18 protein-coding genes are annotated in these 15,177 nt (G+C 62.8%); 12 read left to right on the top strand and 6 right to left on the bottom strand.

Translation table 11 applies throughout. The features are described from left to right. Positions 1 to 62: 62 nt before the first annotated feature. A complete protein-coding gene (locus L981_RS27475; RefSeq protein WP_043623957.1) occupies positions 63 to 959 on the top strand; it encodes a LysR family transcriptional regulator in 897 nt (298 codons plus the stop codon). Between the two features lie 190 nt (positions 960 to 1,149). Here the strand turns inward: L981_RS27475 and L981_RS27470 are convergent, their stop codons facing one another. The 4 genes from L981_RS27470 to L981_RS27455 form a co-directional block, all read right to left on the bottom strand. Then, the gene (locus L981_RS27470; protein ID WP_043623954.1) at positions 1,150 to 2,103 is read right to left on the bottom strand and encodes a sugar ABC transporter substrate-binding protein; all 954 of its coding nucleotides are present in this window, start codon (positions 2,101 to 2,103) and stop codon (positions 1,150 to 1,152) included. Positions 2,104 to 2,446: 343 nt separating this feature from the next. Then, a complete protein-coding gene (locus L981_RS27465; protein WP_043623951.1) occupies positions 2,447 to 3,094 on the bottom strand; it encodes a GntR family transcriptional regulator in 648 nt (215 codons plus the stop codon). Between the two features lie 76 nt (positions 3,095 to 3,170). Continuing rightward, positions 3,171 to 4,106: a 2-hydroxyacid dehydrogenase gene (locus L981_RS27460; RefSeq protein ID WP_043623948.1), complete on the bottom strand. Its 936-nt coding sequence runs from the start codon at positions 4,104 to 4,106 to the stop codon at positions 3,171 to 3,173. Between the two features lie 96 nt (positions 4,107 to 4,202). Next, positions 4,203 to 4,607, bottom strand: a complete 405-nt coding sequence (locus L981_RS27455; protein ID WP_043623945.1) for a VOC family protein — start codon at positions 4,605 to 4,607, stop codon at positions 4,203 to 4,205. Positions 4,608 to 4,799: 192 nt separating this feature from the next. Here L981_RS27455 and L981_RS27450 point away from each other — a divergent pair, with 192 nt between their 5' ends. From L981_RS27450 to L981_RS27440, 3 genes are read left to right on the top strand one after another with little or no spacing between them, the layout of a single operon-like run. Then, positions 4,800 to 5,756: an alpha/beta hydrolase gene (locus tag L981_RS27450; protein ID WP_052202050.1), complete on the top strand. Its 957-nt coding sequence runs from the start codon at positions 4,800 to 4,802 to the stop codon at positions 5,754 to 5,756. A 5-nt stretch (positions 5,757 to 5,761) separates the two neighbouring features. Further along, positions 5,762 to 6,682 carry a dihydrodipicolinate synthase family protein gene (locus L981_RS27445; RefSeq protein WP_082006183.1) on the top strand — a complete coding sequence of 307 codons (921 nt, stop codon included), beginning with the start codon at positions 5,762 to 5,764 and terminating at the stop codon, positions 6,680 to 6,682. Beyond that, positions 6,679 to 7,086, top strand: a complete 408-nt coding sequence (locus tag L981_RS27440) for a RidA family protein (protein WP_043623942.1) — start codon at positions 6,679 to 6,681, stop codon at positions 7,084 to 7,086. The genes L981_RS27445 and L981_RS27440 overlap by 4 nt, the downstream gene beginning before the upstream one ends. 50 nt (positions 7,087 to 7,136) lie before the next feature. On the opposite strand, the gene L981_RS27435 is transcribed toward L981_RS27440, so the two are convergent. Both L981_RS27435 and L981_RS27430 read right to left on the bottom strand, forming a co-directional pair. Continuing rightward, positions 7,137 to 7,745, bottom strand: a complete 609-nt coding sequence (locus tag L981_RS27435; RefSeq protein WP_371258913.1) for a malonic semialdehyde reductase — start codon at positions 7,743 to 7,745, stop codon at positions 7,137 to 7,139. 16 nt (positions 7,746 to 7,761) lie between these two features. Then, a complete protein-coding gene (locus tag L981_RS27430) occupies positions 7,762 to 8,565 on the bottom strand; it encodes a glutathione S-transferase family protein (protein ID WP_043623939.1) in 804 nt (267 codons plus the stop codon). Positions 8,566 to 8,663: 98 nt separating this feature from the next. On the opposite strand from L981_RS27430, the gene L981_RS27425 reads away from it, so the two are divergent. The 8 genes from L981_RS27425 to L981_RS27390 all read left to right on the top strand — a co-directional run bounded on the left by L981_RS27425 (position 8,664) and on the right by L981_RS27390 (position 15,172). Next, positions 8,664 to 9,602 carry a fumarylacetoacetate hydrolase family protein gene (locus tag L981_RS27425; protein WP_197067205.1) on the top strand — a complete coding sequence of 313 codons (939 nt, stop codon included), beginning with the start codon at positions 8,664 to 8,666 and terminating at the stop codon, positions 9,600 to 9,602. Between the two features lie 95 nt (positions 9,603 to 9,697). Then, the gene (locus tag L981_RS27420) at positions 9,698 to 10,636 is read left to right on the top strand and encodes an ABC transporter substrate-binding protein (protein WP_197067204.1); all 939 of its coding nucleotides are present in this window, start codon (positions 9,698 to 9,700) and stop codon (positions 10,634 to 10,636) included. A 125-nt stretch (positions 10,637 to 10,761) separates the two neighbouring features. Further along, a complete protein-coding gene (locus L981_RS27415) occupies positions 10,762 to 11,304 on the top strand; it encodes a VOC family protein (RefSeq protein ID WP_043623933.1) in 543 nt (180 codons plus the stop codon). Positions 11,305 to 11,373: 69 nt separating this feature from the next. After that, positions 11,374 to 12,138: an ABC transporter permease gene (locus L981_RS27410; protein ID WP_043623930.1), complete on the top strand. Its 765-nt coding sequence runs from the start codon at positions 11,374 to 11,376 to the stop codon at positions 12,136 to 12,138. 23 nt (positions 12,139 to 12,161) lie between these two features. Continuing rightward, the gene (locus tag L981_RS27405; protein WP_082006180.1) at positions 12,162 to 12,980 is read left to right on the top strand and encodes an ABC transporter ATP-binding protein; all 819 of its coding nucleotides are present in this window, start codon (positions 12,162 to 12,164) and stop codon (positions 12,978 to 12,980) included. 174 nt (positions 12,981 to 13,154) lie between these two features. Further along, positions 13,155 to 13,571: a VOC family protein gene (locus L981_RS27400; RefSeq protein WP_043623927.1), complete on the top strand. Its 417-nt coding sequence runs from the start codon at positions 13,155 to 13,157 to the stop codon at positions 13,569 to 13,571. Positions 13,572 to 13,688: 117 nt separating this feature from the next. Then, a complete protein-coding gene (locus L981_RS27395) occupies positions 13,689 to 14,300 on the top strand; it encodes a TetR/AcrR family transcriptional regulator (RefSeq protein WP_043623924.1) in 612 nt (203 codons plus the stop codon). Continuing rightward, on the top strand, positions 14,300 to 15,172 hold the full coding sequence (locus L981_RS27390; protein ID WP_043623921.1) for a pyridoxamine 5'-phosphate oxidase family protein: 873 nt from the start codon (positions 14,300 to 14,302) through the stop codon (positions 15,170 to 15,172). Before L981_RS27395 ends, L981_RS27390 begins: the two co-directional genes overlap by 1 nt. Positions 15,173 to 15,177 lie beyond the last annotated feature (5 nt).

Genomic DNA, 15,177 nt, shown 5'->3' with positions numbered 1-15,177 from the left:
ATCTCGCGGAGAAATTCGATTAGATGCTAAATCAAGTATGAACCTATGTTGTGGATTCATGAATGAAGCGAGATGAACTGGGCGATCTTGTCGCGTTTTTGACGGTCGGCGAGGAACGAAGCTTCACCCGCGCGGCCGCCCGTCTCGGCACGTCCCAGTCTTCGCTCAGCCATACGGTGCGGCGGCTGGAAGAGCGCATGGGCGTACGGCTCTTGACCCGGACGACGCGCAATGTCGTGCCGACGGATGCAGGGGAACAGCTGATGGAGACGCTGCGCCCGGCCTTCAACGACATTCGCAGCCGGCTCGACGCGCTGAGCGCGATGCGCCAGCAGCCAGGTGGCACCATCCGTTTAACCTCAAGCCGCCACGCGGCCGAGACGATCCTCATGCCCGCCGTGAAAAGGCTGATGGCCGAGTACCGCGAAATCAGTGTCGAGATCTCGATCGACCAGCGTTTCGTCGATTTGGTGACGGAACGCTATGATGCCGGCGTGCGGCTGGGCGAGAGCATCGAAAAGGACATGATCGCTGTCCGCATCGGTCCGGATCTCAGAATGGTGGTGGCGGGCGCGCCGGACTATTTTGAGCGCTACCCCAGGCCGCAGACGCCTCACGACCTGACGGGGCACAACTGCATCAATCTGCGCCTGCCCACGCTTGGCGGACTGTATGCCTGGGAGTTTGAACGCGACGGTCGCCCGCTGAATGTCCGCGTCGAAGGGCAATTCGTCTGCAACGACGTGCCGATGATCATCGACGCGGCTCTAAGCGGCCTTGGCCTTGCCTGTCTTCCTGACGATCACCTGGGGCCGCTCGTCGAAGCGGGGCGGCTGGTGCCTGTGCTTGAGGATTGGTGCCCGCCTTTTCCCGGATTCCATCTCTACTATCCGAGCCGGCGGCTGCCATCGCCCGCATTTGCACTGCTGGTCGAGGCATTGCGCTTTCGCGGCGGCTAGCGCGCCAAGCGCTTGGCCGTGGACATGCAACATCGATGGTGTGGGACTGAAGTTGTGAGGGGGCGGTTGCACCGCGCATTCGGCGCGACCGAGCCAGTTGCCCCGCCTGTCCCGTTGCGCACGCTTTTGGCGACCGCGAAGGGGCGAGGGAGCCGGGCAGAGCGCGGCTCCCTGTTGGTCCGTAGCGATATCAGGGCTGGTAATCGGCCGGGGCGATGATCTTGCTGAAATCGTAGGTGGCGACCTTCTCGCGGGTCACCAGCAAAGCGGGGGCTTCGATGCGGCCCAGCACCTTGCCGCCTTCGATCGCGGCCGTCGCCTCGCGCATGGCATCGCGTCCCATCGACACTGCCGGCTGCAGCGACGCGCAGGTGAGCGTGCCGTTTTCAAGGGCGGCGCGCGCCTCGTCGTTGAGGTTCGAGGTCGAGACCTTGATCTTGTCGGTCGCCCCGGCCTGTGTCAGCGACTTGATCGACTCCACAGCCATGGTGTCGGCTGCGGTGAAGATACCGTGGATATCCGGGTGGCTCTTGGTCCAGTCGGCCGCCGCGATGCCCGCATCCTTGGTACCGCCAGCCTTCTCGGCGACGATCTTGATGTCGGGGAAATCGGCTTCCATCGTGTTCTTGAAGCCGGTGACGCGGAGCTTTGCCCAGATCTCGTCCGGTCCGGCAAAGAGGCCGACTTCACCCTTGCCGCCGATGGCGCGGCCAAGGCAGATGCCCTGCAGGCGGCCCATGCCGATGTTGTCGGCGCCGACAAAGGATGTCAGCCGGTCCGATTTCGGCGGGACGGAGAGGGCGATGACCGGAATGCCCTTGTCGATCGCTTCCTCGACGGCCGGTCCGACGGCCGCAGCATCGGCGGCGCCGATGATGATGGCAGAGACCTTTTTGTCGATGAAGTCGCGGATCTGCTTGATCTGGACGTCGGCGGTGTCCTTGGCGTCGCCCTTGATGATGGCGTAGCCCTTTTCCTTGCCCGCTGTTTCGACGCCGTAGAGGCCTGCCTTCCAGAACGGCGAGCCGAAATAGGGGACGGTGACGCCGATGGTCTTTTGCGCCTCCGCGAACGCCGGGGCCGCAAGCGCGCTCGAAGCGGCCAGCGCCAGCGCCAATGTCATGTACCGTGCAGTCTTGCCCATGTTTTCTCCTCCAGAACTAGGGTCGTGAACTCGGTCGGTCAGACGGAAATACCAGAATTTGGTATTCATTACGGTAATTATGTATGCACAGATTCAATATGGAATGCAAACTTATAAGTTTGCGCACCAGATTGCGCGCGCCTCTGCGCGATAATTCGAAAAGAGCGGAAGGGATCGGGATGTGGCGCCCATTGGGGCACGCGGGGAAATGCTGCGCTGTGAGATTTCGGACCGGCAACGCGGGCGCGCGGAAGCGACGCCCGACCGAATTTTTGTGTCGGGCGCGCCTATAGTCTACGCGGCGAAATTGGTTCGACGGCAGGCCGCGTCGAAGACGTCAGCGTTACTTCGCGGCTTCGGTGAAGCGGCGCATGACGCCGGCGCTCAGGCGTGCGTTGTGTTCCGAAAGCGCCGCATAGGCGCCGCCGGCGTCGTTGGCCCTGATCGCGTCGACGATCTTCTGGTGTTCGTCGAGCGACTGCTGCAGGCGGATATCGGCCGGGCCGGCCTGGTGCTGGCGGAACGGCGCGAGCCGCGCGCGAAGGTCGACCGCCATGGCAGCGATCGTCTGGTTGTGGGCGCCGCGGCAGATCGCGTCGTGGAACTTGCGGTTGATGTCGCGTGCGCCTTCGATGTCCTGGTTTGCCACGCAGTCGGCATAGAGGCGGTGCAATTCATAGAGCTGCTCGCGTTCCATGGCCGTCATGCGTTGCGCGGCAAGCCTTCCGCAGGAAGCCTCGATCTCGCATTCGGCCTCCAGCATGTCGGCCATCTGCTCGACATCGATGCGGGCGACGATGCCGCCGCGGCGCGGGTTCATTTCGATCAATCCGCGCGCGCCAAGCTCACGCATCGCTTCGCGAACGGGCGTCCGCGATACGCCGAACTTCTCGGCGATCGTCTTTTCTTCGAGCTTTTGCCCAGGCACCATCACGCCCTTGGCGATCTCGTCGGCAAGTTGCTGGTAGATCTGGGAGGCAATCGTTGTCATGCGTGCAGCTTTCCTGTCTTCACGACGCAGTCAAGGCCGGCTACGGCCAGGAATCGGTTTAATGACCGCATCCAATTTATGCAAGTTGCGCCGTCAGGGCGCCACCGGCGCTTGCCGCCGCGAGGTTGTTGATGAGGGCATCGATCTGGGCCGCATCCGAGGCCGGTGAGCGGCCGGCCATATGCGGCGTCACGACGAGGTTGGCAAGGTCGCGAAGTGCAAGCGGCAGGGTCGGTTCGCCTTCGAAGACATCCAGCGCGGCTCCGGCAATCGTCCTGTCACCGAGCGCCTGGACGAGGTCCTCGGTGTTGACCACCATCCCGCGGGAGATGTTGACGAGAAAGCCCGTCGGGCCGAGTGCATCGAGCACGGCGCGGTTGACCAGGTGGCGCGTCGAAGGCCCGCCCGGACAGGCGACGACCAGAAATTCGCTGACCTTTGCCAGGGATACGGCATCCGACAGATGCGGCTGGGTGACGCCCGGCATCGGTTCCGGCGTCGTATAGGAAACCCGCATGCCGAAAGCCTCGGCGCGTCGGGCGATCGCCTGGCCGATGTTGCCGAAGCCGATCACCCCCAGTCTTGCGCCTGACAGCGTCGGCCGCGGCGAGCGGATCGTTGCCCAGCCTCCGTCGCGCAGGGCACGATCGCGATTGCAGATGTCGCGGGAGACCGCAAGCATCAGGGCGAGCGCGTGATCAGCGACCGTTTCCATGTTGGTGTTCGGGGCGTGCGTGACGCGCACGCCTCTTTGTCGGGCCGCCTGAAGGTCGATGTTCTCGTAGCCGGCGCCATAGGAGCAGACCAGTTCGAGCTTCGGCAGGCTCGCCATCTGTATATCGTTAAGACCGGTGCTGCCATTGGTCACGACAGCCCAGACGGCGTCGCCGTCGAGCGACGGTGATCCGCTGCCCAGTCCGTTGGGCAGCGCGATCACGTCGTAGTGGCTGGATAGTCGTGACAGGCAGGCTTCCGAAACCGGTATGGAAACCACGATCGTCTTTCTGGTCATGTCACTTTCTCCAGTCGTTTTGCCCCCTTCGCCTGGCGAAGGGCATGGTTTGTTTCACCGCGCCATTTTGGGCTGACGCGATGTCACTCAAGTCTTTCAGGCGGCGTTGACGTTCTTGACGGCACCCTTCCAGCCATTTTCCGTGACGTCGAAGACGATGCCTTCGGGCGTCTTGTACTTGACCTCGTAAAAGACGTTCGGGCTCGATTCCTTGCGGCCGGCCATGTAGGAGCCGCCGGCGGCGCGAACGAGTTCGTCGGTTTCCTCGACGGAATCGACCCACATGCCGAAGTGGATGAGGCCGTTGTAGTCCTTCTCCGTTTCAAAGCCCGGAACCGGCTCTTCGCCGAAGTTCAGGAGGGCGACGTTCATGATGCCGTCGGTCATGTAGACGCCGCGCATCGCCTGGCCCGCGCGGGTCATGCCGAATGCCTTTTCGAAGAACTGCGCAGCCGCTTCCGGGTCGGAGACGGCGATGGCGAGATGGCGCAACTTTGCCATGTGAACTTTCCTTTCTCTAAAGATGAGCGCGGCGCGACATGCGCCGGGCAACACGGCTGAAATCGATCCGTGTATGCAATTAGTAATCTGTGTATGCAAAATGGTTGTCAAGTGTGATTTTGAGTGTTATCGAAATGCACGCTGATGACGACGCGCGGATGCCGCGCCGTCAGCGTGACTTGGAGGAAGTCGATGCGATTTGAAGGGTTGTCACCGGCGGAGAAGGACCGGCTGCGGCAGGTTGGGACGGTTTGGAACGACGACCTGGCGGCGAGCCGTAAGGTCGTTCTCGAGGTTTACCGGCCGCATGCCGAAGCGAGCGTCGCGCGCCAGCCGCTGGTGGAGCATCGCGACATTGCCTATGGGCAAGACAGCGCCCATCGGCTCGACGTCTTCGAAAGCGCCCATGTCTGCGCCGGTGGCCGTGCGCGCCCTGTCGTCGCCTTCGTCCATGGCGGCGCTTTCACGCGCGGCTCTAAAAGTGGCGACGGGCTGATCTACGACAATGTCCTGCGCTGGTTTGCCCGCCAGGGGTTCGTCGGCGTCAACATCGAATATCGGCTCGCACCCGGTGCGCAGTATCCAGAGGGCGCGCGCGATGTCGCCGCAGCGATGGATTGGATCGCCGGCTCGATCGGCGCCTATGGCGGCGACCCGCAATCCATTCTTCTCATCGGCCACTCTGCCGGCGGCTCTCATGTCGCAAGCTATCTGCTGGATCCGGCCGTCGGACGGCTGCCGCATCCGGCGATCAAGGGGGCGGTGCTGATCAGCGCTCGGCTGAGGGCCGATTGCCTGGCGGACAATCCGAACGCCGCCAATGTGCGTCAGTACTTTGGCGAGGATGCCGGCACCTACGACGGGAGGTCGCCGGTGGCCTTTGCCGGGTCACGCGATCTCCCCGTGTTCATTGCCGTTGCCGAACATGAGAACCGTTACATCGATGCCTATGGCGCGGAATACGCCCAGCGCCACGCGATGCGCCGGGGCAAGGCGCCGCGCTTCCTTCAGTTGAGCCGGCACAACCACACCTCCATCGTCGCCCATTTCGATACCGGCGAGGACGAGCTTGGACGCGAGATCATCCATTTCGCCCGGGAAGAATGCGGCTTCTTCCCCTGCGGATTGTCCTGTCAAAAGGGAAAGTGAACATCATGAAGCCAGAACTGCCTTCCGTCTATGCGCCGGTGCTGACACCGTTCAAGCCGGATCTGAGCTGCAATACACCGCGGTTCATCGAGCACTGCCGCTGGATCGTCGACCAGGGTGCGGGCCTTGCCATCTTCGGCACCAACAGCGAGGCAGCGTCGCTGTCGCTGCGCAAGAAGCGGCAGTTGCTCGACGATGTGGTGCAGGCGGGGATCCCCGCGCGGACCCTGATGCCGGGCGTGGGAGCCTGCAGTCTGGAGGAAACGGTCGAGCTGGCGCGCGCAGCCGTCGACGCCGGCGCACCGTCGGTGCTCGTGCTGCCGCCGTTCTTCTACAAGCCGGTTTCGACCGAAGGGCTTGCCCGCCACTACGGGCATCTGATCGAGGCCATCGGCTCGGATCGCCTGTCCATCGTGCTCTATCATATTCCGCAGTTCACCGGCGTGCCGATCACCATCGAGCTGATCGAGACGCTGCGCCGGCGCTATCCCGCCAATATCTCGGGCGTGAAGGACAGTTCTGGCGATCGCGACACCCTCAACCGCTATCTCGAGGTCGGCAACGGCTTCAAGGTTTTCCCGGCTTCCGAAATCCTGCTCGGCGAAACCATCGAACGGGGCGCGGCCGGCTGCATTTCCGCCACCGCGAACGTCAACGCCAAGGCGATGGTCGAGGCGGCTGCGGCCAGCGCGAAACATGGCGCGGCCGTCGCCTTTGCGCCCGTCGGGCCGGTGCGCGCGCTGTTCCAGCAGTTTCCGATGATCCAGGCGATGAAGATCATGATGGCGCGCCACACGGGTGACGCCACTTGGCGCACGGTGCGGCCGCCCTTGATGGAACTCGACCAGCAGACCGAGCAGAAGTTCATCGCGGCCTGTACGGAAATCGGTTTTAGGCCCTGGACCGTCGTCAGGGAATACGCGTGAGCGCGCCGGGTACGGCTGCCGTCAAGCCGCTTGCCAACTATGCCGAATTGCAGCGGGCAGGCGGTCTTCTTTTCCTGTCGGGGATCAGTGCCCGGCTGGCGGATGGCACGATTGCCGGCACGCAGGTGGCCGCCGACGGCAAGCGCGTCCATGATGTCGCGGTGCAGTTGCGGACCATCCTGCAGAAGGCCTCGGACACGCTGGAACGAAACGGCGCTCGCCTCGATCACCTGGTGGACGTCACGATATTCCTGACCGATATGGCCGACTACGGCGCCATGAACGAAGAGTATAACCGGTGGTTTGCCGCCGGCGGTCCGGCGCGAACGACCGTTGGCGTCCGTGCGCTTCCGCACCCCGACATGGTGGTGGAGTTGAAGGTCGTCGCGTCCGCGGCCGAGTAAACGATAACAGTTTCCTGACCCCCGGCGCGGCGGCGCCGGGGGTTTTCCGTTTAAAGGACCGTGCAGACGTCGTCGAAGGCGAAGCGGGGATGCCGGGGAAAGAGCTTTGACGGATCGCCATGCCCGATGCCGCAGATGAAGTTTGACTTCGTCTGCGTCCCCGCAAAGAAGATGCCGTCGACCGCGGCGGCGTTGAAGCCCGATATCGGGCCGCAGTCGAGCCCGACGGCACGGGCCGCCAGCATGTAATAGGCGGCCTGAAGCGTGGCGTTGCGAAAGGCCGTATCGGCGACGAGATGCGGGTTGCGCTCGAAGAAACCCTTGCCGTCCGTGTGCGGGAACAGGAAGGGCAGGTGCTCGGCGAATTCGAAGTCGGTCGCAAAGATCGCAACGACCGGGCAGGTCATCATCTTGTCGACATTGCCGGCGGCAAGCGCCGGCCGCAGCCGCTCCTTTGCCTCCTGGCTGGTGAGATAGAGGATCCGCAATGGCGAGCAATTCATGCTGGTCGGACCCATGCGGGCAAGCTCGTGAACGTGCTGCAGCAGTTCGGGTGGTACCGGCTGGTCGAGCCAGCCGTTCTGGCTGCGCGCTTCGGTGAACAGTCTTGCGAGCAAGGTTGCGTCAGTCTGGGCGTGCTGCATGCTTTGGTGGTCCATGGGATCTCCTTGAAGGTCAGGGGTGGTTTTGTGGATGGGCGTCGGCGGCGGCCATGAGGCTGTCGACGAGATCGCGGTTGACGAGCGGGTCTGGGCGTTCGGCCTGTGGACCCTTGGCTGCGGTGAAACTCGGCCGCTGCCGAACCCGGTCCGCCCAGTCGGCAACGCGCGGAAACGGAGCGATGAGCGCCTCCATGGCGAGCCGGTCGAGCCTGTCGACAAAGGCGGCCATCGCCACATCGGCAAGTGTGAAGTGATCGCCGGCAAGCCAAGGCGCGTGCGACAGATGATTTTCCATGCGCGCGAGTACGGACCGGAAGACGGCGATCAAAGCGACGACGGCTGCGCCATCGATCGGTGCCGCGACGGCCTGCCGGTAGGCCTCGGCGCGGGCGGCAACCGGGTGCCTGTCCATCGCAGCCGCGACCTCGCCTGATGAAAACTGTCGAAGCCGTGGCTTCAGGATGAGATTGAATGTCGGCGGCCTCACCGCCGGGTGAACGACCGTGTCCTCGAAATTTGTCCAGTCGCGCACGCGCCGGCGGACCGCGGCATCGTCCGGCAGCAGTGCGCCTGCGGCGAACGCGTCGAGGCGTTCATTGATCTGCGACGACTCCGTGACGATTTCGCCGTCGATCCGCAGCGCCGGAACGAGGCCTTGCGGATGGATCGCGAGATAGCCGGCATCAAGATTCTCGAAACGCGAGAGGTCGATCCGTCGCGAAACCCAGGAAAGGCCGAGTTCCGCGAGGCATAGGCGCACTTTGAAAGACTGGATCGATCCCCATTCGTGAAACAGTTCGAGCTGTCGCTTCCGCATTTCGCCCTCATTTCGTGTGCACTTGTTGCTTGACAAGAATACATAAACACGAAATTGTATGCAACATGGATACCGACAACGAGGGAAGGAGATGTCTGGTGGTTTGGCATGCGCTGGGGCAAAGGCTCATCAGGGAGGAAGTTCGGCCGGTCATCGTGACCGAGCAGGGCGTCTATGATCTCGATCTGGTTTCTCGGGTTCTGCAGCAGCCGGGTGAAGCCTGGAGCAAGTGGCTCGCAGGCGGGATCGAAGGCATGCTCAGCGCCTGGACCGACGTCGAGCCGGCGCTGGCCGGTCTGGCCGAACGTCTTGTCGACAGTGGCCGCAAATTCGAACCGCTGGGCACGGGCACAAAGCTCTGCGCGCCCTATCGTCCGGTCAGGATCTTTGCTACCGCTTCGAACTATGTCGAGCATGCGCAGGAGATGGGTACGGTGCTGGCCGCCAAGTCCGAGAGTCAGCCCTTCGTCTTCATGAAAGCGGATTCAAGCGTCATTGGCCCGGACGAAGCGATCATCCTGCCGGCGCGCGCCGAAAAGGTCGACTGGGAGGTCGAACTTGCTGCCGTGATCGGCATCGGCGGCCGTGACATTCCGGTCGAGCGCGCTCTCGACCACGTTGCCGCCTACACGGTCATCAACGACATCACCTCGCGCGACCTGACCCGGCGCACCGACTTCCCGTTCAAGCACGATTGGTTTCGCGGCAAGAGCTTCGACACGTTCGCGCCGCTCGGGCCCTGGCTGGTGCCGTCCGATTGCGTCGGCGACCCGCAGGATCTTCGCCTGACGCTCGACGTCAACGGTACGCGCAAGCAGGACGACAGCACCGGATCGATGATTTTCTCCGTCGCGGAGCAGATCTCCTACCTGTCGTCTATTCTGACGCTGCGGCCGGGCGATCTGGTCGCGACAGGAACGCCCGACGGGGTAGGCATGGGGACCGGGGAGTTCCTGAACGCCGGCGATATCGTGACGGCCGCCGTGGAGAAGGTCGGCACCATCACCAATCCGATCAGAGGAGCTCGGATCGAATAACCAAGGCCAACAATGGCTGAACTGAGGAGGACAGTATGGCTCGTAAGTTTGGGAATTCACTGCGTCTGGCTGCTTTGGCTGGAGCATTCGCATCAATGGTGACGGCCGCTTCGGCAGCCGACAAAATCTCGTTCAACATGTCGTGGCTGCCGCAGGGCAGCGTCGGCGGCGTGCTGGTGGCCAAGGCCAAGGGCTTCTACGACGAGGCCGGGCTCGATGTTTCGGTTTATCAGGGATATGGCGGTCAGCGCACCGTCAACGAAATCGACCAGGGCCTGTTCGACATCGGCTACGGTGATCCGGTCAGCGTCATCCTGAACCGCGTCAACGGCGGCAAGGCCGTTTTCGTCGGCTCGATCAACACGGTCTGGCCGGGCGCCCTCTGCTACCTGCAAAAGGATGGCGGCAAGGAAATGACGCTTGCCGACTTCAGCGGCAAGTCGGTCGGTGGCGGTGCCACGTCTCCGGTGCAGAACATCGTTCCGGCCTGGCTGGAGCAGAACGGCCTGCCGAAGGACCATCTGAAGCTCTTGCGCATGAACCCGGCCGTCATCACCTCGTCCTTCCTTGAAGGGCAGGTCGATCTCGCCGAGTGCTGGGAAGGCGCGAGCCTTGCCATCCTCAATGAGAATGCGGGCGAGACCGGCAAGAAGATCGGCATGATCAAGTACCGCGATTTCGGCCTCGACATGTATGGCAGCGGCTTCGTCACGACCGAGGCGCTGCTTTCGGAAAAGCCCGAGGTGGTCGACAAGTTTCTCGACGCTTCCTATCGCGGTTACGACTACATGGCCGCGCATCCGGAAGAGGCTGCCGACCTGATCGTCAAGCAGTATCCGACCTTGAAGAAGAGCGTGGTGTTGGAGCAGATCCGCCAGATCAATGCGCTCGTTCGCGATCCGCAGGCGGAAAACAAGGACCTCGGCTTCGTGCGGGCCGACCGCATGGAAAAGACGATGAACTTCGTGCGTGAAGCCTTCGTCGTCGACGACAGCATCAAGACGACCGACCTTTATCGCAACATCAGTCGCTAGAGCATTCTGCCCGCAAGTGACATCGCTTGCGGGCGGAAAGATGCTCTAGAATCAAAGTGCTAGAGCGTCATTGGTGCGTTCCTAGTGGCGCTCCAGAAAGTCCGTTCGGTTCAGGGAAGAGGAACATGAAGAAGAAGATAAATGTGAGGAAGCTGGGCCATATGGTCCTGATGGTCCGCGACATCCACAAGTCCGTCGAGTTCTACACCAATATCGTGGGCCTCGAAGTGTCCGACTGGATCGAGGACAAGATGGTCTTCCTGCGCGCGGGCGCCGACCACCACGATCTTGCCCTGTCGCAGATCCCGGCGGACTCACCCGATTTCAACGACCTGCCACGCTACACGCGGCCCGGCCTGGAGCATTTCTCCTACCTGGTCGATAGCCTGGAGGACATGGAAGCCGCGGCCGAAATGCTCCAGGAGCGGGGCGTCGAAATCGTCCGCGGCATCGGTAAGCACGGTCCAGGCGCCAACTGCTTCCTCGTGTTCAAGGACCCCGACGGCAACAACTGCGAAATCTACTGCGACATGATCCAGGTCACGGAAGACAGCCCGCATACCGCAAGGGTGTGGGAGCGCAACATCGATGCTTTCGACCAGTGGCGGTTCAAGCGCTTCGTCGTGCCGCCGCCGCATCAGGTGGTCAAGGACAAGCAAGGACAGTGACCTCCAAGGCGCCGGGTCAGCCCGGCGCCTCTCACCATATGCCTGCCAATTCTGTCGTCGGAGGCCTCCATGCCAGGCTCTAATTCGCGGCTTGTCGCCTATAGCCAAGTCGTTCTCTTTTTCGGTGCGTTCCTGCTTTTCTGGGAGTACGGCGTCCGATATTTCGAAGTCAAAAGCTACATCCTGCCGCCTTTGTCCTCGATCGTCGTTGCCGTGTGGGAAGCACGCGGCGAAGTGTTCGAGCACTCGATGTATACGCTTGCCGAAGTGTTGATCGGTTTCGGAGCGGCGGTCGTCATTGGCGTCATGCTCGGCATGGCCGTCTATGTCTCGCCCTTTGCCCAGCGCACCATCTACCCGCTCGTCACGGCGCTGCAGACCACGCCGAAAAGCGCGCTCGCGCCGCTGATGATCGTCTGGTTCGGCTACGGCTTCATCTCCAAGGTCGCAATGGCGTTCCTGTTCGCCTTCTTTCCGATCGTCGTTGCGACGCTCGGCGGTTTTGCCGGGACGGCCAAGAACCTCGAGGAACATTTCCGCGCGCTCAACGCCGGTCCGTGGCGCACTTTCACCACGCTCCGCCTGCCGAGCGCCTTGCCGAGCTTCATCGACGGCTGTCGCGTTGCCATGCCGCTCGCGATGATCGGCGCGATCATCGGCGAGCTCGTCGGCTCCGAGCGCGGTCTTGGCAATCTCATCATGATGGCGACCGCATCTTCGCGCACCGATCTCGTCTTCGGCTGCATCATCGTCATCACCCTGATTTCGCTCGCCCTTTATGCCCTGATCGAATTCGCGGCCAAGGCGGTCTGGTGGCGGGGTATCCAGGTATGAATATTTCAGTTCGGGAGGAAAAAATGGCGTCGGTAGCCACCGCCGGGGTGTCACAAAAGCAAGAGGGCACCGGCCCTGCGGCGGATACGGCCGCCAACCACATCGAGGCGCATGGGCTGAACAAGACCTTCGGTCAGTTCAAGGCGCTCGAAGACATCAACTTCGGCATCAGGCCTCAGGAGTTTGTTTCGGTTCTCGGCCCAAGCGGCTGCGGCAAGAGCACGCTGTTGCGCATCGTCGCCGGCCTCATCCCGTATGAAACGGGCACGGCGACGATCAAGGGCGAAAAGATCCGCTCGCCACGACCGGATATCGGCATGGTGTTCCAGACCAACAACATGCTGCCCTGGCTGACCGTGCGCGGCAATGTCGAGCTCGGCGCGCGCATCCGCAACATGCCGGCAGACGCACGCAATGCGGCGGTCGACAAGATCCTCGACGTGCTGTCGCTGACGAAGTTTGCCGATGCGCATCCGCACCAGCTGTCGGGCGGCATGCGCCAGCGCGCTTCGATCGGCCAGGCCCTGGTGCTCGATCCGCCGATCCTGTTGATGGACGAACCTTTCGGCGCGCTCGACGCGCTGACGCGCGACAAGCTCAACGTCGAGCTGTTGAGGATCTGGCAGGAGCACCGCAAGACGGTCATGCTGATCACCCACAGCATCGCCGAGGCCGTCTTCCTGTCGGACCGCGTTCTCGTCATGGCGGACCGCCCCGGCAAGATCGTCGAAGAAGTGACGATCGACCTGCCGCGCCCGCGCGACGCGGCCGCGACCCGCGCCCTGCCGAAGTTCGGCGAGTATGTCGCCTATCTCGGCAAGGTCATGGGCGTCACCAACTGAGGCAAGCCGGCCCGCGCTTTGGACTTACGGTTCAACGCGCGGGCTCAAGCGTCTTCTGCAAGGTCGGCGCTTTTTGAGGTTCGGCCGGCCAGTGCCCATGGTGGTGGAGATTGGACCTGTTGCGAAACCCTGGTAAGAGCAGCGCGGTGAAGGCTCCACCAGGAAAGGCAGCGCGTGAATATACAAACCGTTCGTATCGCCAGGCCAAGCGACGATCTGGATGCGCTGTTGCGGTTCTATCGCGACGGGCTCGGATTGGAGCTTCTGTCGCACTTCAAGGATCACGACGGATTTGACGGCATCATGCTCGGTCGTCACGGAGACCCGTATCATTTTGAGTTTACGAAGAAACACGGGCATCCGGTCGGTCGAGCTCCAAGCCAGGACAACCTGACCATCTTCTACATCCCTGACACCGATGAATGGATGGCTGCCGTCGAGCGAATGCGCGAAGCAGGCTTTTTGCCGGTTCCGTCGTTCAATCCCTTTTGGGACCGCAGCGGCAAAACCTTTGAGGACCCTGACGGCTACCGAACGGTTTTGCAGAACGCGGCCTGGCGACCGGCATCTGGCGCCGCAAGGACTGGGTGACCGCGTCGTTGCCGCCGTTTCGCGCCGGGTTGTTCTCTTCCCGCAGCTCCGATTGACAATATACATACGTATGTATATTTATTACGGGGTAGCGGATGAGCGACCAGGAGGGCCAGCATGAAGGCGAACGACAAGCGGAAGGAGCGCGGCGATCGCGCCCGGGCGAATATTCTTCATTACGCGACGCAGATCGCGTCGGTGGAGGGGCTGGAGGGGCTGACGTTCGGGCGGGTCGCGGCAGACGCCGGCGTGGCGCGAGGCAACGTTCAGGTCCTGTTCGGCGACCGGGAAGCCCTGCAACTGGCGACGATCGAAAACGGCGTGGCGCTTTATGCCGAAACGGTGGTTGGCCCCGCGATGGCGCTGCCGACAGCGGCCGAACGCCTGATCGCTCTCATTGAGGGATGGTTCACGTTCGTTGAACACAGAACGCTGCCTGGCGGTTGCCTGGTACATGCGCTCAGCAGCGAATATCGCACCCGGCCGGGCGAGATCCGCGACCGTGTCGAACATCATCGGGCCGAGGCGAGGCAGCGTATCGTCGATCTCGCAAACGAGGCGGTCACCGCAGGCGAGCTTCATGGCGGTATCGATGTCGGCCTGCTGGCCTTTGAACTGACGTCTTACCAGGCATCGGCCAATGTGGCAGCCCTGATGGGGGAACCTGACCAGTTCGAACTCGCGCGCCGTGCGTCCCGGGGGCGGCTTGCCGCGGCGCGGGGCTTGTGATGGACGGCGATCCCTTTCATTCCGGAGAGCAGCATCTCCAGCGCCTCTTTGCCGTCCGGGAGCAACTGGCCGGATCGCGCGCGATACAGACGAGCCTGCCACCTGGCTTTGCAGGCTTCCTTGCGGAACTGCACTACGTCGTCCTGGCCGTGCCTGACCGGGGGGGGCGCATCTGGGCCACCATGGTCTTCGGTCGCCCCGGCTTTCTGAGTGCGCCAGACGCCATGCATGTGCGTGTCGCAGCGCGCCCTGACGCCGGAGATCCGGTGGCGCGCGGCATTGTCGAGGGAGCTCCGATCGCTCTCCTTGCGATCGATCTGTCGACCCGGCGGCGCATCCGCGTCAATGGCCGCATAGGGCGGGTGGGGCAAAGCGATTTTGCCGTCGATGTGCGGCAGGCCTTTGGAAACTGTCCGCAGTACATTCGCCCGAGGGACGTCGAAGAGGCGGCCGGCGCGAGCCGAGAGCCGGTTCTGATCTCGGCCGATACGAGCTTGGCTCGCCGCGTCGTCGCTGGTGCCGATACGTTTTTCGTTGCGACCCGCGCCGCCTCCGATGCCGGCGGCGATATGGATGTCTCCCATCGCGGCGGCCCGGCCGGATTCGTGCAGTGGGACGGCGACAGTCTGATCTGGCCGGAATACCGCGGAAACTACTACTTCAACACCCTCGGCAACCTGCTCGTCGATCCTGCCTGTTGTCTGCTGTTTCCGGATCTTGGCACGGGCGAGATGCTGGTCATGACCGGTCAGGCCGCGCTCGACGGCTTCGACGGGCGCCTGAGGCGCTCGCACGAGGGCCTGCCGATGAACGGGCTGGTTCGCTTCAAGCCCGACCTCCTGATGAGCCGGTCCGCACTGTTGCGCCCGTAGTTCGA

Source organism: Ensifer sp. ZNC0028 (assembly GCF_000799055.1).
Lineage (GTDB): Bacteria > Pseudomonadota > Alphaproteobacteria > Rhizobiales > Rhizobiaceae > Ensifer.
The sequence above is the reverse complement of the archived record's forward strand: the minus strand, read 5'-3'. Positions and strand labels throughout refer to the sequence as shown.

Coding starts and splice junctions, on each gene's coding strand:
- L981_RS27475 (WP_043623957.1), top strand. CDS start 63: ATGAAGCGAGATGAACTGGGCGATCTTGTCGCGTTTTTGACGGTCGGC.
- L981_RS27470 (WP_043623954.1), bottom strand. CDS start 2,103: ATGGGCAAGACTGCACGGTACATGACATTGGCGCTGGCGCTGGCCGCT.
- L981_RS27465 (WP_043623951.1), bottom strand. CDS start 3,094: ATGACAACGATTGCCTCCCAGATCTACCAGCAACTTGCCGACGAGATC.
- L981_RS27460 (WP_043623948.1), bottom strand. CDS start 4,106: ATGACCAGAAAGACGATCGTGGTTTCCATACCGGTTTCGGAAGCCTGC.
- L981_RS27455 (WP_043623945.1), bottom strand. CDS start 4,607: ATGGCAAAGTTGCGCCATCTCGCCATCGCCGTCTCCGACCCGGAAGCG.
- L981_RS27450 (WP_052202050.1), top strand. CDS start 4,800: ATGCGATTTGAAGGGTTGTCACCGGCGGAGAAGGACCGGCTGCGGCAG.
- L981_RS27445 (WP_082006183.1), top strand. CDS start 5,762: ATGAAGCCAGAACTGCCTTCCGTCTATGCGCCGGTGCTGACACCGTTC.
- L981_RS27435 (WP_371258913.1), bottom strand. CDS start 7,745: ATGGACCACCAAAGCATGCAGCACGCCCAGACTGACGCAACCTTGCTC.
- L981_RS27430 (WP_043623939.1), bottom strand. CDS start 8,565: ATGCGGAAGCGACAGCTCGAACTGTTTCACGAATGGGGATCGATCCAG.
- L981_RS27420 (WP_197067204.1), top strand. CDS start 9,698: ATGGTGACGGCCGCTTCGGCAGCCGACAAAATCTCGTTCAACATGTCG.
- L981_RS27415 (WP_043623933.1), top strand. CDS start 10,762: ATGAAGAAGAAGATAAATGTGAGGAAGCTGGGCCATATGGTCCTGATG.
- L981_RS27410 (WP_043623930.1), top strand. CDS start 11,374: ATGCCAGGCTCTAATTCGCGGCTTGTCGCCTATAGCCAAGTCGTTCTC.
- L981_RS27405 (WP_082006180.1), top strand. CDS start 12,162: ATGGCGTCGGTAGCCACCGCCGGGGTGTCACAAAAGCAAGAGGGCACC.
- L981_RS27395 (WP_043623924.1), top strand. CDS start 13,689: ATGAAGGCGAACGACAAGCGGAAGGAGCGCGGCGATCGCGCCCGGGCG.
- L981_RS27390 (WP_043623921.1), top strand. CDS start 14,300: ATGGACGGCGATCCCTTTCATTCCGGAGAGCAGCATCTCCAGCGCCTC.